This window comes from Veillonellales bacterium, from assembly GCA_039680175.1.
GTDB lineage: Bacteria > Bacillota > Negativicutes > JAAYSF01 > JAAYSF01 > JBDKTO01.
Map to the genome: position 1 here is coordinate 14585 of JBDKTO010000013.1, position 23816 is coordinate 38400.

At 48.4% G+C, this 23816-nt stretch carries 20 protein-coding genes and 1 CRISPR repeat array (1 of these 21 cut by a window edge); of the genes, 12 read left to right on the top strand and 8 right to left on the bottom strand.

The features are described from left to right. A CRISPR array of direct repeats spans positions 1-262; the repeat unit is 30 nt; unit sequence GTTTTTAGCTTACCTAAGAGGAATTGAAAC (it extends 4225 nt beyond the left edge of the window). 280 nt (positions 263-542) lie between these two features. The 12 genes from ABFC84_02135 to ABFC84_02190 all read left to right on the top strand — a co-directional run bounded on the left by ABFC84_02135 (position 543) and on the right by ABFC84_02190 (position 11960). Beyond that, on the top strand, positions 543-1427 hold the full coding sequence (locus ABFC84_02135) for an IclR family transcriptional regulator (GenBank protein MEN6411545.1): 885 nt from the start codon (positions 543-545) through the stop codon (positions 1425-1427). A gap of 44 nt (positions 1428-1471) precedes the next feature. Next, positions 1472-2866, top strand: a complete 1395-nt coding sequence (locus tag ABFC84_02140; protein MEN6411546.1) for an MFS transporter — start codon at positions 1472-1474, stop codon at positions 2864-2866. Between the two features lie 91 nt (positions 2867-2957). Continuing rightward, positions 2958-3722: a 5-oxoprolinase subunit PxpA gene (locus ABFC84_02145; GenBank protein MEN6411547.1), complete on the top strand. Its 765-nt coding sequence runs from the start codon at positions 2958-2960 to the stop codon at positions 3720-3722. 29 nt (positions 3723-3751) lie between these two features. Then, positions 3752-4543, top strand: coding sequence for a putative hydro-lyase (locus ABFC84_02150; GenBank protein MEN6411548.1), 792 nt, complete (start codon positions 3752-3754; stop codon positions 4541-4543). 27 nt (positions 4544-4570) lie between these two features. Further along, a complete protein-coding gene (locus tag ABFC84_02155) occupies positions 4571-4714 on the top strand; it encodes a hypothetical protein (GenBank protein ID MEN6411549.1) in 144 nt (47 codons plus the stop codon). Beyond that, the gene (gene pxpB / locus ABFC84_02160; protein MEN6411550.1) at positions 4705-5469 is read left to right on the top strand and encodes a 5-oxoprolinase subunit PxpB; all 765 of its coding nucleotides are present in this window, start codon (positions 4705-4707) and stop codon (positions 5467-5469) included. The genes ABFC84_02155 and pxpB overlap by 10 nt, the downstream gene beginning before the upstream one ends. Continuing rightward, a complete protein-coding gene (locus ABFC84_02165) occupies positions 5460-6467 on the top strand; it encodes a biotin-dependent carboxyltransferase family protein (protein MEN6411551.1) in 1008 nt (335 codons plus the stop codon). Before pxpB ends, ABFC84_02165 begins: the two co-directional genes overlap by 10 nt. 5 nt (positions 6468-6472) lie before the next feature. Continuing rightward, the gene (gene accB, locus ABFC84_02170) at positions 6473-6922 is read left to right on the top strand and encodes an acetyl-CoA carboxylase biotin carboxyl carrier protein (GenBank protein ID MEN6411552.1); all 450 of its coding nucleotides are present in this window, start codon (positions 6473-6475) and stop codon (positions 6920-6922) included. Positions 6923-6962: 40 nt separating this feature from the next. Beyond that, the gene (accC, locus tag ABFC84_02175) at positions 6963-8318 is read left to right on the top strand and encodes an acetyl-CoA carboxylase biotin carboxylase subunit (protein MEN6411553.1); all 1356 of its coding nucleotides are present in this window, start codon (positions 6963-6965) and stop codon (positions 8316-8318) included. Between the two features lie 65 nt (positions 8319-8383). Beyond that, positions 8384-9562 carry a PLP-dependent aminotransferase family protein gene (locus ABFC84_02180; GenBank protein MEN6411554.1) on the top strand — a complete coding sequence of 393 codons (1179 nt, stop codon included), beginning with the start codon at positions 8384-8386 and terminating at the stop codon, positions 9560-9562. 8 nt (positions 9563-9570) lie between these two features. Continuing rightward, the gene (locus tag ABFC84_02185) at positions 9571-10557 is read left to right on the top strand and encodes a 2-hydroxyacid dehydrogenase (protein ID MEN6411555.1); all 987 of its coding nucleotides are present in this window, start codon (positions 9571-9573) and stop codon (positions 10555-10557) included. Between the two features lie 41 nt (positions 10558-10598). Beyond that, a complete protein-coding gene (locus ABFC84_02190; protein ID MEN6411556.1) occupies positions 10599-11960 on the top strand; it encodes a hypothetical protein in 1362 nt (453 codons plus the stop codon). 328 nt (positions 11961-12288) lie between these two features. On the opposite strand, the gene ABFC84_02195 is transcribed toward ABFC84_02190, so the two are convergent. The 8 genes from ABFC84_02195 to ABFC84_02230 all read right to left on the bottom strand — a co-directional run bounded on the left by ABFC84_02195 (position 12289) and on the right by ABFC84_02230 (position 23543). Then, positions 12289-12753 (bottom strand): chemotaxis protein CheX, encoded by a 465-nt coding sequence (locus tag ABFC84_02195; GenBank protein MEN6411557.1) that lies wholly within the window; start codon positions 12751-12753, stop codon positions 12289-12291. Further along, the gene (locus ABFC84_02200) at positions 12744-13607 is read right to left on the bottom strand and encodes a response regulator (GenBank protein ID MEN6411558.1); all 864 of its coding nucleotides are present in this window, start codon (positions 13605-13607) and stop codon (positions 12744-12746) included. The genes ABFC84_02195 and ABFC84_02200 overlap by 10 nt, the downstream gene beginning before the upstream one ends. 98 nt (positions 13608-13705) lie before the next feature. Further along, entirely contained in the window at positions 13706-14605 is a 900-nt protein-coding gene (locus ABFC84_02205; GenBank protein ID MEN6411559.1) for a HipA family kinase, read from the bottom strand. Between the two features lie 51 nt (positions 14606-14656). Continuing rightward, positions 14657-15244, bottom strand: a complete 588-nt coding sequence (locus ABFC84_02210; GenBank protein ID MEN6411560.1) for a hypothetical protein — start codon at positions 15242-15244, stop codon at positions 14657-14659. Positions 15245-15365: 121 nt separating this feature from the next. Beyond that, on the bottom strand, positions 15366-16319 hold the full coding sequence (locus tag ABFC84_02215; protein ID MEN6411561.1) for a GDP-L-fucose synthase: 954 nt from the start codon (positions 16317-16319) through the stop codon (positions 15366-15368). After that, positions 16316-17374, bottom strand: coding sequence for a GDP-mannose 4,6-dehydratase (gmd, locus tag ABFC84_02220; protein ID MEN6411562.1), 1059 nt, complete (start codon positions 17372-17374; stop codon positions 16316-16318). Before gmd ends, ABFC84_02215 begins: the two co-directional genes overlap by 4 nt. A gap of 274 nt (positions 17375-17648) precedes the next feature. After that, positions 17649-20690 carry a glycosyltransferase gene (locus ABFC84_02225; GenBank protein MEN6411563.1) on the bottom strand — a complete coding sequence of 1014 codons (3042 nt, stop codon included), beginning with the start codon at positions 20688-20690 and terminating at the stop codon, positions 17649-17651. Between the two features lie 21 nt (positions 20691-20711). Beyond that, positions 20712-23543, bottom strand: coding sequence for a hypothetical protein (locus ABFC84_02230; GenBank protein ID MEN6411564.1), 2832 nt, complete (start codon positions 23541-23543; stop codon positions 20712-20714). Positions 23544-23816: the final 273 nt, after the last annotated feature.

A 23816-nucleotide genomic window follows, 5' to 3' on the forward strand; every position in this document is an offset into this window, starting at 1 on the left:
CTTTCCATCTACAACCTTCAATGTCGTGACAGTTTTTAGCTTACCTAAGAGGAATTGAAACAAATACTCATCGGCGTCAACTTATGCACAAATTACCGGTTTTTAGCTTACCTAAGAGGAATTGAAACTTTTTATCAATCCTCCTGCTATCAGCTTTTTCTCATCGTTTTTAGCTTACCTAAGAGGAATTGAAACATTACTTGAATCCACCGCAAGAAATAATCATGCTTTGGTTTTTAGCTTACTTATGAGGATTTCTGAGGGCTTCTTGTAGTTCTAAATAAAATTAGCATTTAGGGGAATTTATGTGGGAAATGGAATGAAAAACTATTGACAAGGCAATAGAGAGAGCGTATTATATTTGCAATTGAAGACGGAGCATTAAATTTCACATCGTGAAATTTAAAATGCTCTGGCAGCAAGTATAAAAATATGCTTTTGGGCGAAGATGCCGTACCAACATTGTTGGTACGGCATCTGTGCTTTTTAAGACGCCTAACAGTATATCAAAAAACGTTTTGTACAGTAAGGAGGTGAGTATTGTGGCTACTGAGCATATTCAATCATTGGAGAGAGCTTTAACTATTCTGGAATCTTTTACTTATGACAACAGTGAACTGAGTATTCGTGAAATCAGTTTGAAGGTAGGATTGCCAGCTCCCACAGTTTGCCGTTTTTTGCATACCTTTGTTAAAACAGGCTACTTAGTCCAAAATCCCCAGAATAAAAAATACCGGGTAGGACATAAAGTGCTGCATTTTGCCGCTGCCGCTTATAAGGAAATCAATCTTAGGCGGATTGCCGCCGATGTCACACGAAAAGTCCGGGATGCTATCGGGGAAACGGCTTATCTCGATATTGTGGAAAATAACGAACGAGTATGCTTGTTTTCTATTCCCGGCAGGCAGGTGTTGAGCTTGACTGTACCGGAAGGACAGCGGTCACCTCTTTATGCCGGTGCCGATTCCCGAATGCTTTTGGGGTCCTTTGCCGAAGAAGCCAGCACCCGCTATATTGATAGCACTCAACTTAAAAAATTTGCCAGCAATACAATATTATCTAAGCAAGATCTCTGTGAAGTCGTGCAGCAATCTTGGGAAGCAAATTTATCGATGAGTGTAAACGAATTTCGGCAGGGAAGTGCTTGTGTTTCCGTTCCTATCAGGGATTATACCCAGGGCATTATTGCCGTCCTTTCGGTGGCCTTTTCGGCGCAAAAAGCAGTTTCCAATACGTTAGTTCGCTATACCGAAGTTATACAGGAGGCGGCACAAGCTGTATCGGAAAGCCTTGGATATCAGAGAAAGCCCGGAAGCAAAGAACAAAACTATGTAAAAAATTGCGAACATATGGAAGAGTTATTAAAAAAGGTGTATCAAAAAAAGGATTTTACGGCAGATACGGCACCGTATTTTAACAGGAATTGAGTCATTTTCAATATTTCAAGAGTAAAAGAATGGGGGAGAGTAAATTGAGTCATGTAGCATTATCCATGGAAAGTTTAGTAGGGCGCATGGAAAGGTTGCCTTTTTCGGGGGTTCACAAGAAAGTATTCGGTCTGTCGGCTGCAGGGTATTTATTTGACGCTTATGATATGGCACTGCTCAGTTTTATTATGCCGGCGTTGTCCAAAGATTTAAATTTGTCTTCAATTCAAATCGGTCTTGTATTTAGCGTTTCTTTTTTTGGCATGCTGGTAGGGGCATTATTGGGAGGAACGGTTTCCGATTATTTGGGGCGGTTGAAGGTTTTTAAATATACGTTGCTGATATTCGCGCTGGGGACTGCGGCTACCGGTTTTGTCAACAGTTATGAAGCGCTGCTGGCACTGCGGTTCATTACCGGATTTGGGCTGGGAGGCGAACAGCCGGTGGTATTTACTTATGTGAGTGAAATGGTGCCGAATCAATACCGGGGCCGTCTTAACGGACTTACGGAGGCGATGTGGGGCTTCGGTATGCTGGTGGCAGCCGGAATATCGTTCTTATTGGTTCCAGTTTACGGCTGGCGCAGTGCTTTTTTTGCCGGCATACTTCCTGCCTGTATGATTTGGTTTTTTCGTCTGGGCATTCCCGAGTCTCCCCGCTGGTATATGATTAACGGCCGGCATCAGGAAGCGGAAGAACAACTGATTTGTATTGAAAAAGAAGTAGAAGCTGAGTTAAAGCATCCTTTGCCGGCACCAAAACCGGTAGAACCGATTTATGTTCAGGAAGGCAATAAATATTCCATTCTGTTCCGTTCCATATACGGAAAACGTACGATTATGCTGTGGCTGATGTGGTTCTGCTCGTTGTTTGGCTATTGGGGACTCAACACCTGGCTGCCTACTCTCTTAAAACAGGCCGGATATTCCATGTATGCTTCCATCGGGTATGTATTTATTATGAATCTCGTCTGGGTGCCAAGCGGTATTCTTGGGTCCTTCCTTTCCGATAAAATCGGCCGCAAAAAACCTATTGTCTTTTATCTTACCTGTGCGGGAATTACCACCCTGGTTTATGGCTGGGCTCTTGCCAACAAGCTTCCCCTTGGCGTAATGCTGAGCTGCGGAATTGCAGCGGTATTATTTATGGCGGGTGCTTTTGCTATTATTTATGCGTATACGCCGGAAAATTATCCCACAGAGGTTAGGGGAACAGGCACGGGTACGGCGAATTCCTGGGGAAGGATCGGTGGCATTTTAGCTCCTACCGTTGTTGGCGTGCTGTATCCGATGATTGGCTTATATCTGACGCTCGCTGTAGTGGCAGCTGCGTTTGTGTTAGCGGGCATTGCCGTAGCGGCCTTGGGTATGGAAACGAAAGGAAAAAATCTGGAGGCTTTGTCCGACGGGGCGAAAGCTATGGAAAAGAAAGCCGGTTAAGCGGACAGAGATACTTTGTGGTTATTCTGAAGCAAGTAAAAAAATATCGCCGGCATATTTCGCCGGCGGTAATCAAAGAAGGTGTTTGGTTATGTATAGAATTGATCTAAATTGTGATTTGGGAGAAAGCTTTGGCGTTTATAAACTGGGTATGGATGAAGAGGTTTTGAAAATTGTAACCTCTGCTAATATCGCCTGCGGTTTTCATGCCGGCGATCCGAGTGTAATGCGTAAAACAGTCAAACTGGCTTTGAACAATCATGTGGCCATTGGTGCTCACCCGGGGTTTCCCGATTTGCTTGGCTTCGGACGGAGAAATATGGCGGTTTCTCCTCAGGAAGCTTATGATATGGTTGTTTATCAAATTGGTGCCCTTGACGCTTTTATTAAAGCCGAGGGGGGAACTATGCAGCATGTTAAACCCCATGGCAACCTAAATAATATGTCCGTCAACAGTAAAGAACTTTCCGAAGCTATTGCAGAAGCTGTATATCAAGTAAATTCGGAATTAATTCTTGTAGGGCAGTCAAATAGTGAATTAATCCGTGCGGGTAAAAAAATTGGGTTAAAAATCGCACAAGAGGTTTTTGCCGATAGGACATATCAGATGGACGGAACTCTGACGCCGAGAACTCAGACGGACGCCTTAATTACCGACAAAGAAAAATCCATATTTCAGGTAGCCCGCATGATTAAGGAAGGGGTTGTTCAATCCCAGCAGGGAAAGGATATTTCGATTACAGCGGATACGGTTTGTATTCACGGTGACGGAATCAAGGCGTTGGAATTTGCCGCCCAGACAAGGAGGTTCTTGGAGGAAGCTGGCATTTCTGTAATGGCCATGGGAGAGAAATAATATCACTTCGTAAGAAGAGGGGATTTTTCATGGGAAAAGTAGCTTTTTCGACTCCTGCCCGGATTCGGGCTGCTATTAGGCGTGGGGAATGGGTTCACCCTACAGCAGGTCTGGCTCCCGGTTTTGCTCAGGCCAACATGGCGATTTTACCGAAGGAACTGGCTTTTGAATTTTTGCTGTTCTGTCAGCGAAATCCAAAGCCCTGTCCGATTCTTGACGTAACGGACCTCGGTTCGCCGGTGCCGAAAAGGATTGCGCCAGATGCGGATATCCGCACGGATTTGCCGAAATATCGGATTTACCGCTATGGCGAGCTGTCAGAAGAAGTAACCGATATCGTAGAGTACTGGCGGGATGATATGGTAGCGTTTCTCATCGGCTGCAGCTTTACCTTTGAACATTCGTTATTAAGAAATAGTATTCCCATCCGTCATATTGAAGAAAGTTGTAATGCGGCGATGTATAAGACCAATATTCCTTGCGTTCCTGCCGGAAGATTTCAGGGACCACTGGTTGTGAGTATGCGGCCGGTACCGGAAAAGGATGTTGTCCGGGCTGTTCAGGTTACTTCCCGTTTTCCTTCCGTGCACGGCGCCCCGGTTCATGTCGGCAATCCTTCCGGTATCGGAATTAAAGATTTGAGCCAGCCGGATTTTGGCGACCGGGTTACAGTGAAAGACGGAGAAGTTCCTATTTTCTGGGCCTGCGGCGTTACGCCCCAGGCCGTCGCGATGGAAGTGAAGCCGGACATTATGATTACTCATGCTCCCGGTTATATGTTTATTACCGATGTAAAAGATGAGCACTACAGTATTTTATAGAGGGAATAGGAAGCCGGCACGGCGGTTATGAATCCGAAGGGAGACGGGGCTCGGATTGTGTGCGCCGCCGGTTGTCCCGGCAATGCCATTCAGATAAGAGGGTCTAATCCTATTTATCCCAGTGATTTCAATTGGCATTTTAACAACAGCGGAGGGAAGGGATGGAATTGATTCAAACGGCAGCCATCGGGCCTACAACGGATGTGGAATTGCTTCCCTTTAGTGAAACGGCGGTTTTAGTTGAATTCGGCAAGGGAATTCATCCGGAAACGTATCGGAAAGTAAGGGCATTAGCGCAATACCTGGACAGGCATCCTTTTCCGGGAATGCGGGAATATATATCGGCCTATTCCAGCGTAACGGTATTATATGATCCGGTTCAGGTGAAGCAGGAGCAGGAGAGAATCCGGGACGACCAACCAGTTTACCAATTTGTAGCCTCTATGTTACAAGAAATGATCGACCATCTGGACTGTTCGACTCGAAAGCAGGTCAGAACAGTCCAGATACCGGTTTGCTACGGCGGTGAATTCGGCCCGGATCTGGAATATGTAGCAAGCTCTCATCAGCTTTTACCGGAAGAAGTGATTGAAATTCATTCCACGGGAAAATATTTGGTGTATATGATTGGGTTTGCTCCAGGATTTCCCTTTTTAGGCGGATTGGATGAAAGAATTGCCACGCCTCGTCGCTCTTCGCCCCGGCTGAAGATTCCGGTAGGATCGGTGGGGATCGCCGGAATGCAGACCGGGGTGTATCCGCTTGAAACGCCGGGAGGATGGCAGTTGATAGGCCGTACGCCCCTCGCTCTTTTCCGACCGGCTGAGAATCCGCCCAGCTTTTTGCGGGCAGGGGATATAATCCGGTTTTCTCCGATTTCTCCGGCTGAATATACAGCCTACAAGGAGGAGAGAACATGCAGATAAGCGTCCTCCGTCCGGGACTCCTGACAACCTTACAGGACTTGGGAAGATACGGATTTCAAAAATACGGAATTATTGTAAGCGGCGGCATGGATTTGTACTCCTTACGGATTGCCAATGTACTGGTTGGCAATGATGAAGCAGAGGCGGCATTGGAGATTACCCTGATGGGACCTTCCCTTATGCTGGAAAAAGGTACTCTTTTCGCTATCACGGGCGGGGATTTGTCGCCCAAAATTGATGGAATTCCCGTACCTACGTGGCGGCCTGTTTTTTTGCGGCAAGACAGTGAATTGCAATTCGGACCTTGTACAGCCGGATGCCGAAGTTATCTGGCTGTGGCAGGCGGGTATGGTTTTTCTCCGGTAATGGGGAGCAAAAGTACCTATCTGCGGGCGGCTATTGGAGGATTCCATGGCCGGGGACTGGAGAAAGGAGATATTTTGCCTTTAGGAAATCCGGGGAAAAAATCTCGTTTGTTGATTTGCCAATTGGAAAATAAAATGACGAAGCAGCCGTTCAGTACAACACCCTGGCAGGCAAAAGCGTCTTATATTACAAAACAGGATCGGATTCGGCAGGTACGGGTTACCCGGGGCAGGCACTTTGATTATTTTACAGAAGAAAGTCAATCCCGTTTCTTCCAAGAAGCATTTGAAATTACAAAAAACTCGGACAGAATGGGGTATCGCCTGTCAGGGCCGACTATGAAGCTGAAAGCTCCGCTGGAAATGGTTTCCGAAGGGATCGTACTAGGAACGGTTCAGGTACCGCCGGACGGAAATCCTATTGCTTTGGTGGCCGACAGGCATTCCGTAGGCGGCTACCCGAAGATCGCTCAGGTGATTATGGCGGATATTCCTGTTCTCGCCCAAATAAAGCCGGGTGAAAAAATTCAGCTGAGAGAAGTTTCTTTAGAAGAAGCAGAAAATATTTATTTAGAAAACGAGAAAATGATTCAAACGATAAAAACGGCAATCCATCTTCAAATAAGGGGTTGATGAAATTGTTTACATTGGCTGAAATAAAAGAAATTATTCAATTGGTTGACCAGGCTTCGCTTCAGTATTTTGAGCTGGAGCAATCGGGTTCGAGGATTATTCTTGATAAAGGGCAGAGGACAGAGCAGGCACAAACCGGGGAGAAAAGCGCAGCAGCTTCACCGGTTTCGGCTGCGAAGGAATCGGTTATCAAGGAAGAGCCGGATAAAGCAACTATTTTTCAGATCACCGCACCGATGGCCGGGACTTTTTATACCGCAGCCGAGCCGGGAGCGGAAGCTTTTGTAAAAGCAGGTCAAGAAGTTGCGGAGGGGACTGTTGTCTGCATTGTAGAATCGATGAAGCTGTTTACAGAAGTGGAGGCTGAGGTCAAAGGGAAAATTGTTGAAATCCTAGTAGAAAATGAAGCGACGGTCGGTTATGGGCAGCCTCTGTTTACCGTCAAGCGGATTTAACTTTTGCCTGTAAGGGGTCACAATATAGGGGGACAATAGGATGCTTAAAAAAATTTTAATTGCCAATCGTGGTGAAATTGCCGTTAGAATCATCCGCACCTGCCGTGAAATGGGAATCAGTACCGTTGCGGTATATTCCGAGCCGGACCGTCAGGGACTGCATGTAAAAATGGCGGATGAAGCATATTGCATCGGCCCCGCTCCGGCAAAAAACAGCTACTTAAATATTAGCAGTATTCTTAGTATCGCAATGGGAAGCGGCTGTGACGCTATACACCCCGGTTATGGATTTCTGGCCGAGAATGCGGGTTTTGCCAGGGCCTGCGCCGATTGCGGCATGACCTTTGTCGGGCCTGCGCCGGAGGCGATCGAGCGAATGGGGGCGAAAGCTGCAGCTCGTGCAACAATGAAGCAGGCCGGTGTTCCTACAGTTCCGGGAAGCGACGGGGTCCTTGGCAAGGCGGAAGATGCTTTGCCGGTGGCAGAGAGAATCGGTTATCCCGTAATTATTAAAGCAACTGCCGGCGGCGGCGGTAAGGGGATGAGGGTGGCTAATAGCCGGGAAGAATTGATTAAGGCGGTTCGTCAGGCCAGTAAAGAGGCGGAAACCGCCTTTGGCGATTCCGCCGTGTATATTGAAAAATATCTGCAGGCGCCCCGGCATGTGGAAATTCAGATTATGGCTGACAAACAAGGGAATGTGGTATATCTTGCGGAGCGGGATTGTTCGATTCAGCGCCGTCATCAAAAATTAATCGAAGAAGCGCCGTCACCTGCTTTAAATCCCAAACTGCGAAGCAAGATGGGTGAAGCGGCGGTTTTGGCAGCTAAGTCCGTACAGTATCATGGTGCCGGGACCGTGGAGTTTTTATTGGACCCGGCAGGTAACTTTTACTTCATGGAAATGAATACCCGGATACAGGTAGAACATCCGGTAACTGAATTGATTACTGGAATCGACTTAATTAGGGAGCAGATTGCAGTAGCGGATGGTCATTCTCTTTCCTTTGGCCAGCAGGATGTAAAAATTAACGGCTGGGCGCTGGAATGCAGGATTAATGCGGAAAATCCTGCTAAGAATTTTATGCCTTCGCCAGGAGTGATTACTGCTTATGTGCCCCCGGGAGGTTTTGGCGTGAGAATTGATAGTGCCGCTTACTCCGGTTATGAAATTTCCCCATTTTATGACTCTATGATCGCAAAGTTAATCGTGAAGGGAAAAGACAGACAGGACGCAATCTGCCGGATGAAACGGGCGCTCGGCGAATTTGTCATTCAGGGAATTGCCACAACCATTCCGTTTCACCGGAGTTTGCTGGAGCAGGAGCAATTTGTCCGGGGAATTTATAATACAGGATTTATGGAAAATGAATTTCCGTTTCAATCTCCGGCATAGGCGGCAGGAAGAGACCAATTGAAACATTCCTGACAAAAGGCAGGAATATCGGAAGGGGTATCTGTATGACCAGTAAATATGCACGACGGGTTAAGAATGCGAAACCATCGGCCATTCGGGAAATTATTAAGTTAACCCAGAAGCCGGAGGTTATTTCTTTTGCCGGGGGATTGCCGGCACCTGAGCTTTTTCCTATACAGGAAATGCAAGCAGTTTGCGATAGGGTGCTTAAAGAAAACGGTAGGCAGGCGCTGCAATATGGGACAACCGAAGGGTATATTCCCCTTAGACAATATATTGTCGATAAAATGAAAAAGCTTTCGATAGACTGCGGCATCGACAATATTGGGATTATTTCCGGTTCCCAGCAGGGATTGGATCTGACCGGCAAAGTATTTCTTGACGAAGGAGATGTAGTTCTTTGCGAAAGTCCAACGTATCCGTCGGCGGTTAACTCACTTCAGCCTTACTCCCCACGGTTTATAGAGGTAAGTATGGATGATCAGGGGATGGATATGCAGGAGCTTAAGCTGCTGCTGGAGGAGAATCCCCGAACGAAATTAATTTATACAATTCCCGATTTTCAAAATCCCAGCGGCAGGACGATGAGTTTGGAACGGCGAAAACAATTAATAGAATTGGCGAATCAGTTTAACGTAATTATTGTTGAGGACAGTCCCTATATTGATCTGCGTTTTCGCGGAGATTTTTTGCCGCCGCTAAAAGCTTTTGATACGGAGGGCCGTGTGGTGTACCAAGGGTCTTTTTCCAAAATCCTTGTTCCGGGGCTGCGGGTGGGCTGGCTTTGCGCTTCCCGAGAAATTTTAAGGAAATATACGATCTTTAAGCAAGGGGTGGATTTGCATACCAGTACCTTTGCCCAAATGCAAATCGCTAATTTTGTAGAGACATTTGATTTACCGGGTCATATCCATAAAGTGATCGAAGTTTATAAAAAACGCTGTGACGTGATGTGTAATAGTATAAAGCGGGAGTTCCCTGCGGGAATCACATACCGCCGGCCTGACGGCGGCCTTTTTATGTGGCTGGAACTGCCGGAAAGCATGAATGCGGCAGAAATTCTGCAAAGCTGTCTGGCAAACGATGTTGCATTTGTACCGGGGCATGCCTTTTTCCCTCGCGGCGGGCATTACAATACCTTGCGGTTAAACTTTGCAACGATGCCGGAAGAAAAAATAATGGAAGGAATTTCCCGGATGGGGAAGGTCCTGAAAGCGGTGTAGGAGGAAAAATGAAAATCATTGCCAGTGTTATGCCTAAATGGAGATTTGAAGCGGCAAATGTAGCCGCCCCGAATGGATGGGATATTCGTTTTATCAGCCCCAAGAAAGATGAAGAATTAATTGAGGCCTGTAAAGAGGCGGAATGTTTGTTGGTGCCCGCGGGGTTTCAAAATGTAACGGCCAATGTACTGCAGCACTGTCAACATTTAAAACTGGTGCAGACGGCGGGTGCCGGCTTCGACGGGGTGGATTATAAGGCGGCCAAAGCAGTAGGCATTCCTGTTGCCAATGTACCGGGACAGAATGCCCATTCGGTAGCGGAATATACGGTCGGACTCATGATCGCCCTGCAGAGGCAACTGTTCATTGCCGACAGGGAGACAAAAGCGGGACGGTACGTAAAAATTCGGCAAGAATTGTTTCAGCGGGGATTGACGGAGATAGCCGGGAGTTCAGTCGGTCTAATCGGTTTGGGAGCTATTGGCCAGAAAGTTGCCGTGATTTTAAGCTGTTTAGGGGCAGCGGTGAGCTATTATAGCCTTCCACGAAGTTCTTCTCAGGTGGAAGCATCCCTGCGGCTTGCTTATAAACCATTGGAACAATTATTGGCGGAAAGCGACATTGTCAGCCTGCATGTGCCATTGACCGACAAGACCCGGGGATTGATCGGTGAGAAGGAAATGCTTCGGATGAAGCCAACCGGACTTTTGGTGAATACGGCCCGGGGGGAAATTGTCGACCAGGCTGCCCTGGCTAAAGTCCTGGAGAAAGGGCGGATAGCCGGAGCAGCCGTTGATGTTTTGTATCCTGAGCCGCCGGAGGAGGATCATCCCCTGCTAACCCTTTCAGCCGCTGCCAATAACAGGCTTCTTGTTACACCCCATATTGCCGGGGTTACGGTACGCAGTTTCCGGTTGATGCTGACAAAAGCCCTGGAAAATATTGATCGGGTGTTACGAGGCGAGCATCCGGAGCACGTTGTCAATGGCTTGTAAGAGAATCGGCTATTTTGTTGGAAAAGGAAACAATATTATTTATGAAAAGTATATGTAGGTTCGCTATTATTTTTGTAGCTTTGTATCACGTACTCACGATTTTTATGCCGGTAAAAGTGCCGCTACTGCTCTTTTTGCTGACGGCTCTCCTCTTTTGTTCCGGGATTTGCCTGCAGGAAAGGGGATTCAGAAAAATTACCTTGTTCTTTTTATTGGCAGGCAGCGGGATTCTGGGTTATTACCGGCTTGCGCCGGAGGTATGGATGGAGTCCTTTGTTTCCATGACCAATGTGATTTCCATCATTGTTGTAATGCAATTTTTCACTCTTCCCATCGAACTCGGCGGATATGCGGGCAGCGTTGAATATTGGTTGAAGAAATCCTTTAAAAAGGAAAGTTCTCTGTATTTATTTGCTATGCTGGTGACCCATGCTTTTTCCAGCTTTCTGCTGTTCGGGACCGTTCCGGTTATGGTATCCTTGTTCAGCAAAGCGCTAAAGAATAATATTGCCGATCATAAACGGTTTTTAGCTACGGCAATTGTGCGGGGATACGCGCTGGTCTTGTTTTGGGCGCCGGGAGCGATTATCATGCTGCTTGTCTTGCAGGTGACTCAGGTTTCCTGGTTTGACCTGGTTGTTCCCGGTTTTTTGCTAAGCTTGATCGGGTTAGCAACGGCCTACGGGTTTGAGCATGTGACTCGGTTAAATAAAATCATTCCGGCAGCAGCGGGACGACCGGAGGACAGGCCGGAGGCTAAGTCGTTGGCCCATACCCAGGCCGTGCACATTCTACTAGTTGTTGTTGGACTTTTGTTGCTGGTAGCCTTGTTTGATGCCTTTTCCATCGGGTTCGGGACCGGAAAAATTTTACTGGCAGGATTGATTGTCGCCGGACTTTGGTTATTTTATTATCGTCGACACGCAAAAATGGGGAGTACGCTAGAGCAGTATTGGCGCGATGGTGTAATGAAGGCGGCTGATCTCTCCGTGTTCTTCATTTCTATGGGGTTATTCGCCGGAGCTGTTGATAAAAGTGGAATTCTTATGCAAATTCAGCCGATTTTGCAGCAGGGAGTTAATCAACTTGGTTCTTTTTCCATTATCGCAGTGCCGCTTCTGTTTATATTTTTAGCGATGGCGGGCATACATCCCCTGATTCTGGCTGTTATTTTTGGCAAGATACTAACAGGTTTGTCATTACCTTTGCCGCTGGTATCCATCGCCTTGCTGCTAGTCCTTGCTAGTGCCGTATCTTTTGTCGTTTCCCCTTTTGCTGGGATGGTGCTAATGACGGCTAAGTTTCTAGAGGTCAAACCTATGGAAGTGGCAGTAAAATGGAATGCGGGGTTTTGTGCTCTTTTTTTAGCCGAGGGAATCCTCTTTGCATACTTTTGGCACTAACGTTTTGTGGGTGATTCATTGTTATTTTGTAAGCAGCAAAAGATATACTGCGAAATTAAAAAGAAGAACAAGCCGATGTTGTCGCTTGTTCTTCTTTTTAATGGTGCGCCCTGGCATGGGCGCAGTCTATAATTACTGTTAAGAGGAAAAGTTTGGATAAAAGTATAGCAGCGGTCGGAGCGTTAGCCCCTATATACGAAGAAGCGGTTGCACCGGCATTTTAAAATTTAAAATACTAGTGCAACCGCCCCTCTTGAATGATTCCCTCAATACAACGTAATAAACAACTTTTCATGAAGCTGCGGCGAAGGCAATGGCGGGAAGATCATTACTGCATTAACCCGATATAGACATCCATATCGATATCGTCAACGGCAAAGGTGACTACGACCACTTTCGCTACGGCAAGCAGTACTTGTCCGTCTTTGCCAATCAGTATAGTCGGTGGTGAAATATCAAGTCCGCTAATCTCCGCCTGACTGAAAAAGGTACAGGCATTAGCACACACCATATTTCCCAGCTCGGAAATGGCACTTTGGGCCAAACTGTTAAATTCGGTAATTTCCATGCCGCCCATCATTTTTCCGGCAACTTTTTTTGCCCCGTCGAGGCTCATGCCGATTAAGATGGACCCCTTCAACGGGCCGACAACGCTGATGTTAATTAATACGCCTTTATTCAGCAGTGTGTTGCCGGATAAGGACAGCCCTTTTCTCTCAATTTTGGCAAATCCCAGCTGGGGAATAATATTGGCGAAGGCATCCAATATGGGATTGATCATTTTTACATCCATAGTACCGACTCCTTCTGGAATCCGATTCCCAGATAGATGGGTCCAAAGTTTGTAGCCCCATGGATACTTTGAATTTGCAAAGTCGGGCTGACCACTTCTGTTGGTGCACCGTAAAATACGTTGGGCGGTGCCACCCTGAGACCCAGGGCCTTTTCTTTTTTGTTCAGCATGGAACAGGCCACTCCGGCGACTATATTGGCAAATTCAGCTCCCAGAGCCAGTACTTCATCTAAATTTTTTGCCTCCCGCCGGAGAATGACCTGAGCCATTTTTTTGGCAGTATCCACCGAAAGATCCAAAATCATTGATCCTGAGTAGCGTCCAATAATCCCGATTACCACGGCAATTCCCTGAGAAGTGAACCGGGTCTCCTGGGGTGATTCATCAACAAAAGAGGCAGTCGCTTTGGTCATGCGGGTTACATTTTGCGCTAGGGCTTCTTTAAAAGCAGCGATGCCAAACGTAGTTAAGCTCTCAAATAAGGAATCCGGAGCGAGAACATTAGTCAATATCCGCCTGAGGACATCGGCATCCACCGGTTTTTGTATATAACCGACAATCCCAATTCGTTTTGCTTCTGTTTCCGTTTCTTCATCTTTCATGGAACTAACCAATACGATTTTCGCTGCCGGATCGTGCAGAAGCAGGGCCTTACTGCACTCAAAACCATCAGCGCCGGGCATTGCGATATCCATAGTTACAATATCAGGTTTACAGTTCGGGTATGTTTCCAGCATCGTTTCCAGAGATTCGGCTTCCCCGACAACTTCGCAGCCATTTTCCTGTAATGTTTCAGCGAGAAGTGTGCGAGAAAAGGGAGAGTCGTCGACGATCATTACCTTAATAAGCCCCATTCGCTATTTTCCCCCATCCCAAAATTAATTGTTCTATTATATATATTAGCAGCGGTGTTTACATTTTCCTGCAAAAAAACAATTGTTTTTCAAAAACCCTATTTCTTTGTTTCTGCTTTCAGGGAAAATACTCTGCCGCGCAGCCATTTGTGGCCGCCGCGGCTGCGGGGAATCCGGTTACACAATTCTTCCCGAATTTTTTCCACCATGTCTCGCCGTATTTTAATATAATTCGTCAAGGCCTGCCGCTCCGCTTCATTGGACAGCCATTCCTCCGGAATTTCCCCTACCAGGCCTTCGATTTGCTCATCCCTGAGCCGGGATACTTTTTCCCGATAGGGACGAAAATCCAGCGGAGTCAGATATTTTTTGAGCAATAAACTAAAGAAATAACCATAGTAGACGTTGCAACTGCTGCGCAGCCTGGCAAGAGATTCAATTGTCCAATTGCCGGAGCGGAACAAATGGGAGTTATCAATGGCATATAGTTTATATCCGGCGGGTTCTTGGCGCAGCAGGAGGTTTTTCCGGTTATAGGTGCGATCCTTATTATGAAACATATGGTCAAATAAAATGATGCCGGCCATGTCGCTGATATTGATAACCTGATTTAGATTATGCTTTTCTACATAACGGCAATTATTCAAATATTTACTGGCAAAGTGAATTCCCGGTTTTGCCCCTGCTTCCGGCAGGCAGGAATTTTTTTGCAGGAGGTCTTCCGTAATTTGAATAATGCCGCCCGGGGGAAAGCATAAGCCCAGCAGCTCGCCGATCTTTGCTGCCAGGAGCTCGCTGGCCAATACTTTAGTGCCTAAGCGGTTGTGCTGCATTTTAACGACATAAACATTTCCGTCATTTCCGCGGAAGAACTGGGGCGTTGTCACTCCCACCCCTACATTTTTCAAATATTCTACAGCCGTGAGCATGCTATCCTCTCCTTCAACTGCCAGGACTAAAAAGACCCGGTAAGGAATACTTACACGGGCCTTTCGCACTGCCTGCTTGTGAATAAGACGCGGGGAAAACACAGGAACTATCAGCCTGAGTTAACTGGGGGTGGTCGTGGATGAAGCTACGGAAGTGATTGCTTCCAGGTTGACGACTACCGTACTGATATCATCGTCGGAAATGGAAGTGCTGGTGCCTGGTCCGAATATATCCTCAACTGTCAATATCGCCAGCTCATCGTCAATAACGCCGAGGATTCCTTCAAACAAAAAGCCGCCAAGGGTGGTTATGGTTACCAGGTCTCCCAGCATCCGTTTCAGCTGGCAGATTAACAAGTGGCTTTCCTGACGTCCGGGAGGGGGTTGAATTCTATTTGGAGGCGGGAACGGCGGTCCTGGCGGGTCAATTGGATCACTGCTGATGGCAGTGCCTTTGCCGACGATAGTCCAAAGATCGACCCGGAGAAATTCAGTCGTTCTCAGTTCTCCCCCCGGAGTAAGAATTTCCACATCGGTTGTTTCTGCCGTGACGGCCGGGCCAAGAGCTGCGATACGGCAGTCTTCGATTCTTTGCAAACGGCCGAAATAGATAAACCCGTCGACGCCAAATAATAATACATCCGTATTGAGCTCGCGCTGCAGTTCTCTAATCAGGGCTTCATTGCGCAGTTCTTTAAAAATACCCATATGAATATATACCTCCTTATTGAGATAAGATAGATTATTTGTGGCTTACTATAACGTATGTAGAAGGCGGCAATAGTGTTACTTATCCCGGATGCATTTCGTAGACTTTGACAGCGATCTTTTATTTGGTTATGCTGCGCAGGTTTTTGTTGTACCAATCAACAGTCAAAGCCAGCCCCTGATGTAAACTGGTCTTAGGGGTGAAGCCGAATTTCTCTGCCGCCCGGGTTGTGTCAAGAGCCCGGCGGGGCTGGCCGTTTGGTTTAGCGGTATCCCAGCATATTTTACCAGTAAAGCCGGTAGCATGGCTGATCAACGCGGCTAATTCTTTTATAGGAACTTCGCGGCCGGTTCCCAGATTTACCGGCGCGCTGTCGTTATAATGTTCGGCGGCAAGGAGGATTCCTTCGGCAGCATCGCCGGCAAAAAGGAATTCCCGGGATGCGCTGCCGTCGCCCCACAGGGTAATCCTATCTTGCCGCCGGTCGATGGCAGCGCAGCATTTTTTGATAAGTGCCGGTATAACATGAGAAGAGTCCAGATTGAAATTATCGCCTGGGCCATACAGATTGGCAGGCAATAGAAAAATGGAGTTAAAACCGTATTGCTGCCGGTAGGCTTGGCTTTGCACCAGCATCATTTTTTTTGCCAGACCGTAGGGAGCATTTGTTTCCTCCGGATATCCGTTCCAGATATCGGTTTCATGAAAGGGAACCGGGCAGTACTTGGGATAAGAGCACACCGTTCCAATAGCCACGAACTTTTCTACGGCATAACGGCGGGCATATTCAATAAGCTGGGCTCCCATTACCAGGTTATCATAGAAATATTTGCCGGGATTTTTTTGATTTGCTCCTATCCCGCCAACGACGGCAGCCAAGTGAATCACTATATCCGGCTGGCAGTCTTCGTACATTTGGCGGACTTGATGAGCCTGGGTCAAATCGTAATTTTGGCTGCGGGGGACGAAAATATTGGCGGCACCGCGCTCAGCCAGCTGTTTTACGACATAGGTACCCAGGAACCCGGCGCCGCCGGTAACGGCAATCCGGCGCTTCGCAAAAAAGTCGCTCATGTGCTTATCCTCCCGACAAGAACCGCTTTCGCCTGTTTAAAATCTTCTTCCACCATGAGACTCACCAGTTCAGCGAAGGAAACAGTCGGCCGCCAGCCAATTTTCCGGGTGGCTTTGCTGCAATCCGCCAGCAGCAGGCTGACTTCGGTTGGCCGAAATAAGCGGGAATCAACTCGAACCAGCACTTCCCCGGTAGCTGCATTGACGCCCGTTTCCTCCAGTCCGCTGCCGATCCACTTGATATTAATGCCCACATTTTCAAAAGCCAAAGTAGCAAATTCCCGGACGGTATGGCATTCACCGGTGCCAATGACACAATCAGTTGGTTCATCCTGCTGCAGTAAAAGCCATATGGCCTGAACATAGTCACCGGCATAGCCCCAGTCCCGCTTGGCATCTAAATTTCCCAAGTAGAGCGTTTTCTGCAGTCCAAGGGTAATCCTGACAACGCCCTGCGTAATTTTTCTGGTCACGAAAGTTTCGCCCCGCAGGGGAGATTCGTGGTTGAACAGGATTCCATTACAGGCAAAGATCTGATAGGCTTCCCGGTAGTTAATCGTAATCCAGTAGGCGAACAGTTTGGCGACTGCGTAGGGACTTCGTGGGTAAAAGGGGGTTGTTTCGCATTGGGGAACCATTTGAGAATCGCCGAATAATTCGCTGGTCGAAGCTTGATAAAATCTTGTTTTTTTCGTGAGTCCAAGCATTCGGATTGCTTCCAGCAAACGTAGTGTGCCTATTGCATTTGTATTGGCTGTGTATTCCGGCGTTGCAAAGGATACTTTGACATGGCTTTGCGCCCCTAAATTATAGATCTCATCCGGTTCTACCTCCGCTACAATCCGGGTAATATTCGCTGAATCGGTGAGATCGCCGTCGTGCAGGAGCAGTCCATCTTCGCCCGGAGCGGCAGGCCGCAAGTGAGCGATGCGTTCGGTGTTGTCGGTGGAAGCATAGCGCTTTAGTCCGTGAACCCGGTAGCCTTTTTTCAGTAGTAAATCGGCAAGATATGCACCGTCCTGACCGGTAATTCCGGTGATCAGAGCCGTTTTCATCTTAGGCAGATACCTCCTGTATGTTTAGGATCGTGGCTGTGCGCCAAGTGTCATGCGCCATGCGCTAAAAAAATCCATATAAGTCGAAAGTGACACCGCCCTTAACCGGGTGTTTGCCAACGCTCCGCCGCCACAGCTTAACCTCCGCTTATGGCAAACACCCGACTAAGGCCTCCCCGTCATTTATCTTCTAAGTGCTAAGTGCCAAGTGCCAAGTGCCATGCGCCATGAGCCATGAGCCATGCGCCATGCGCCATGCGCCATGCGCCATGCGCTAAAAACGAATCTCTGTCGCATTATCCCGAATGGTATGAAACAGCAGCTGCTGATACTGGGCCATGGTTTCCGGCGTGACGGCATAGTCCGTTTCCGCATAACGGGATAGAACAAGTCCCAGCGTCTGCCACGTTTCCTGATTAGGCCGGGGTGTATGACCTACATGACAGGCAAGCGGGGACGACAGCAATTTAGCCGGTACATCGTTGGCGATGGCCAGCAGCAGCGCCCAATAGTCCCACCAGGGCAGGCCGAGACAAAAGCTTTCCATCGGGTAATCCGGGAGGACATGTTTATCAAAGAATAAATAATCAAACGCGCCGCTATGAACGGTGCTTTCAGTTGAGTCCGGGGCGGAAATATCATAGCGGGAGCCGAATATAATCGAACCGGCCGCTTCTTTTTGCAGTAAAGTGGCAAGATGGTTGTTCCGAAGAATCAGATCCGATTTTATAATTCCGCCGATATCCGCTGACTGCTCCTGGCAGCAATGGAGCAGATCGCGAAAATAGATATAACGCTGCCCGTAGCGTTCTCTCGCATCCCGGAAGGCAGTGACAAAGTCTACGTTCGGAAAGTGAGGCCGGAGAGCAGCAATATCTTCCCGGGAGTTTAGGGCAATAACACGGAATCCGGCTTGCTGCCAGCTTTTAATGGCGATCTGCTGGTTGGCGATATTGTCAGGCGACAGTGTGGTAACAAGCGGGATGGCTGCAACTGCTGTTTGCGGAACCGAGCGGGAGCGACCATCAATTTGCTGCAGGAAAAAAGAGCAGAGTTGTCCGGCAAGTTTTAGAGCTGCGGTCTGCGCTTCCTGCTTTGCCTGCTGCTCCGCCGCGTCATTGCCGCCGGGATGACAAGCTGGCAGCAGGGCCGAAATCTTTTTCGCCAGATCTTCGGGACTGCTTTTTTGGAAAACGGTTCCATATTGATGTTCCAAATGAGCGTCAATGTCACTTACGATAATGGGTTTGCCGAGACTCCGGCATTCCAGCACAATCTGGCCCAAGCCCTCGAACAGGGAAGGCTGAACAACGAACAGGCACTGGCGGATGAGCTGAATTTGATCTTCCCGGGGAATCATTCCCAGGATCGTAACTTGATCGCTGATCTTTAAATCGGCAATTGCCGACTGCAGTTCACCGAAATAGGCGGGAGCCCGGTAATCTTCCGTCGGGCCGGTGCAAACGAGCGGAATGTTTTGTCCCCGCTGTTTTAAAAGCTGGATGGCACGAAATAAGGTCAAATGATTTTTATGCAGCCAGAATTGGTTGGAGCATAAAATAAACCGTTCCGGCAGGCTATATTTCCCCCGTACCTGGTTCGGGTCTGGAAGGTACCAGTTTTCATCGGGGTAAGATACCGGCGTAAACACGACTGCTTCGGCGGTGGATTGGGGATAAAATTTCCGGAAATCTGCAGCGGCGGCCTGGGTGCTGAACATGATCAGCCGCGATTGCTCGGCTATTTTTTTGAATTGGGATTCCCGGAACTGATATTCGTAATTGGAGAAAAACTCCGGTAAATACCGGTGCTGAAAATCAGGAATCCAGGACATGGCTTTAGCTGTCACTAAAGTGTCGCTGTTGACAGGAAAATAGAAATCAACCAGGGAAAAAACTTCCTCCCAGGACTGACAGTGAATAGAAGGGGATCCCAACTTTTTATTCAGTAATTCCGGGTTCGGTCCGACAAACATAATTCCGTCAAACAGGTGGGCAAAGGGCTGGTAAAATTCAAAATCAGACTGGGTTTTGTCGGTAACCACCAGGTAGAGTTGAGGCCGGTCTTCTTTTGGCAGGGTACATAAACACTGGACAAGGGCTCTTATATGGGAAACGCCGCCATACCAATGCTTGCCGCCGGTCAGCTGAATTCCGATGCGGGTATCTGCAATCATCCAAGTTTCCTTCTTTCGGGCTATTTCGTAGCCATAAGTTTCAGGAGGCTTTCCCAGAGCTTGCTGCAGCCCCTTGCGTACCGATTCAATGTAGGCACCGGGGCTGTAACGCTCACGGATTACTTCCAGTGAACGGATGCTTTGTTTGCGTATCCAGTCAGCAGGCATCCGGGAGAATCGGTCAACGGTTTCCGCAATACAGTCGATACTGCAGTTCTCGAGAAATTGCCCCTCGTCCTCATTGATGCCGCATTCTTTGCTCAGTAAGGGAATGAGACCGAAGGACATGGCGGTCAGCGCGCTGCCGGAAATTCCCTCCGAACAGGAAGGTAGAATCATGTAACTGCAGTGCCGGACTATTTCCCTGAAGATCGGTCCCGAGGTGTCTAAAAAACCAATGGGCTTAATGTTGTGGCAGTGAAATAACTCCTGCCGGTATAAGGTGCAAAAGTCCGGCTCACGCTCAAACAAGCTGCACACATACAAAGTGGTCTGGGGGCTGCAGGGAAAAACCTCCAGCAAAAGATCCAGCCCTTTTAAAACTTGGGGCTGACTGGCCAGAAATAAAAAATTGCGGGGCGATTTTAAGGAAAAATCGAGATCGGGTACAATGATACAGCCATTGTTTTTAAGCAAGGATACTTTTGTTTTTTCTACATTTTCAAAGGTTTCCAGGGTATGCTGATTGCCCATCAGCAGCAGGTGATCGAAGTCGTTGGGATGAGGGTACTCGTATTCCTGTTTTGTCTGTGTTTTTAGTTTCACACCGCACCGCTCAAAGAGGGCAGCCTGACGGAGTTTTTCCTGCCGGTACTGCCACTGAGGGGAAGAGCCGGTGGCATACAGAAGCTCACGGCAGTCCGGCCGGAGGCGGGATTCATATATCTGCCGGTTGTGCGGGGAGATATCGACGACCAAATCATATTCCTTAGTAAAGTCAATCCGGGCTGCAAACCAGTCGATGACGTCCACGTTATAACCCCATTCGCCGATTAGACCGGCAAGAGCAGAAACCTGCCAGAGGTTTTGATGCCAGGGACGGCTTGGAACCGGCTGCCGGAAAGGACCGGTGATATACTTCAGCAAACAATTTTTAAAATATCCGGTCTTATTTACATTTTCCACAATAATATCACTCATATAAATCCTCCGCCGGCAGGCTTAAAACCAGATATCACTGGCGTCGTTATTAATCTTTTGAGCCAGAGTATGCAGATATTTCAGCATCGTATCGTTCGTCAGAGCAAAGGGACAAGGCACATAATTCGCCAGCACCGTCCCCAGCGTAAGCCAACTCTCTTTCGTCCAGGCCGTTTGGTGGGAAACATGAACAGCAGCGGGAGTAATCAGCCGCTTTACCGGCCAGCGTCTCTTTAGCGGCATCAGGGCAGCCCAGTAGTCCCACCAGGGAAGGCCAAGACAAAAGGCTTCCTGGGGAAAAGATTGCAGCAGATCCTGACTGAAGAAAAAGCAGTCAAAGCCGAGAGGATACCATTTCCCTTCCCGGGATTCAGGGGTGGGTACGTCAATCCGTGATGTGAAGAGAACGGTTTTATCTGACTGAACAGCGATAAAATCCAACAGCTTGGGCTCAAGGAGATAAATGTCCGAATTAATAATGCCGCTGATTTTTGTCTGAGTGCGGGCTAAACAAGCGAGAAGATCATCGAAATAGATATAGGGATGCTGAAACTGGCGGCGGGCATCCCGGGCTGCTACGCGAAATTCTACATCCGGGAAAGCGGACTGCAATTGTTCGATTTCTTCCTGCGGATTGAGGGAGATGACTTGAAAGCCTGCGGCAAGCCAGGTAGACAGTGCAGCCTGCTGCAGTGCTTGATTGCGGGGCGCAATAGAGGTGGCTACATATATCCGGTTCGGCAGCAGAATCTCCACGCGGCCCAGTTTTTTGAGCCGTATTTTTTTGCCGGAATCGGCTGGCGGAAGCTGTGGGTGAGAAATGCTTGGCGGACTTTCCGCGGACAGCAGTTGGAACAGGGTATTTTCAAAAGAAGGCTGGGCCGCCGGTCCGTTGAACAAAGTGTCCATCGCCTTTTTCTTGATTTTTTGGGAAACCCGCCAGCGAAGCTGGCTGTCTCCGGCGAGACGGACAGCCCAGGCGATATACTCTTCCTCATTGGCGCCGATTCCTTCGCTGATACCCAGGGCTCGCAGCATACCGGCGCCCCAGCGGCTTCGCGACAGTTCCCCTTCCTGGGTGACAACCGGCAGCCCCAGAAACAGGGCTTCCAGATTAGTGGTCCAGCCGCCGTAAGGATACGTATCCAACTGAACATCGGCTATCGACAGCAGTCCCAGCACATTGCGGTAGTTCCCCAACGCGGGTAGGATTAACAGCCGTTTGCCTACACCTGCTTCGTCAGCCAGGGTTCGCAGCCGTTTGGCCATTTTGGCATCAATGCCGTCCCTGGTAGTGTATGGTTTCAGCAATATCCAGGCATTGGGCGCCTGTTTAAGAATTTCCACATAAACCTCATCCCGCTCCGGGCGCTGCTTAATGCCGTTGGCGCAGGAGATAAAGAGGACCGCATCGTCGGGAATGCCTAATTCCACCCGGGAGGTAGCGGCGGCGGGACTGTCGGGCAAATATTGGGCGGCACCCAGATTCGGCAGCCGAATCAATTTTTCCCGATACTGGGACTGGGCGTCGGGGTGTTCGAAGTCCCCGCTGATATAGTAATCGATTGTCGGCAGTCCGGTAGTCGTGCCATGGCCGACCATGGCACATTGGATCGGTGCCATTTTCAGTCCGGCCAGTATATAAGTTACAACATCCATACCGATGTCGGTAAAAATGAGAATATCCAGCTTGCTGTTGATAACGCTGTTGATAATGGCCGAAAAATTTTGCAGATTCGTGAACTGTTCAAAGTGCTCGCTGTTTTTTGCATACATGTCGGTAAATTCATCTTTGTATTCACCCAGGGCATAGACGAATACTTCAAAACGGCTGCGGTCGTGATAAAGAATGCGGTTGATCATGTAGTAACTGACGGCCTGGCGGAAAAAGTTCCGGGAGATGTAGCCGACTCTTATTTTTTCGCCGGGATGAATAGTGCGGGACACCATCTTCGGCAGCTGGGGGCAAAAACGGTGGATGGTTGTTGAAATGGTATCGCCGAAGGCGGACAATGCGGTCAGATTATTGCCGCCGATATAGGAGGCCCGCCAGAAACCAGTCATGACCTCCTGGACTAACGTGACAAAATAAGCTTGAGATACAATCTCCGGATGGCTTGTTATGGCCCGGCAGATTTCCGGAACGTAACGCACCAAGCGGTCGCGGTGTTTCATGGTGCCGCTGAAATAAGGAATATATATCATCCAGCGCAGCAGAATAGTTTTGCATAAAAAGGGCAGGTTTGACGCGAAAAGCTCCATACTGTCGATATTAAAATCATCTGCATCTGCCGGGTAATACATGCTGGCAACAAGAAGGCCGGGGTAGCCGAACTTCTTCCAGCCGGCAGGCTGGAAGGGGAGGGAGGCTGGTTGTCGGTTCAGCATATGAAGCGGGGAAAACAGGTTTAAAAATACCTGCGGCCATAATTCCAGCATGATCTGCTGGTAGTTTTCCGGCAGCTCAGATAGAGAAAGGCAGTTCGGGTGCAGCAAATGTTCCCGCAGTTTTTCCCTGAGTCTCAGGCAGACGCAAACCGCAGCGGCCTGCTCTTCCTGGGGCAGGGCGGGATAGCGTTCCGGCAGTTTCCGCCAGGTGCGCCACTTGCCGATTAATTCCCAGAGAATGAGGCTGCTTTCAGGCGGCACATGGGATAAAAAATAACACATAGACAGATCGATGGTAATGTGCCTTTCCGTTTCACTTTGAAAGGGGTGGTTCTGACATAGTTCCTCGAATTTTTGCCATACCGGCTGCCAGCCGCCGACGGCGGCTGCCTCGACCAGCTGAGCCAGATTGTATTGCTGAAACAGCTGCTGCCAGGAAGATTCTGCATCGGTGGTTGATTCCATCAGCTATTCACCTCGGGTCTGATATCGGATTATCCTATTCCGAATCAGGGAAAGATGTGAAAGAATCCACCCGCAACTGCGGGTGGATTCTTTGCTATATCGCTGTTCATCTTTCAAAGCTGTCATTGCGAGCGATAGCGAAGCAATCTTTCTATTGCAGATTGTCTTCTCCAGCGTTGAGAGCGCCCACGGCTAGCGCCTCGCGATGATAGTTAAGTGGGTGAAGCCATTGTATTTTTTAGAGCGAAAAAAGTCCCAGCCCTGCGGTAGGGC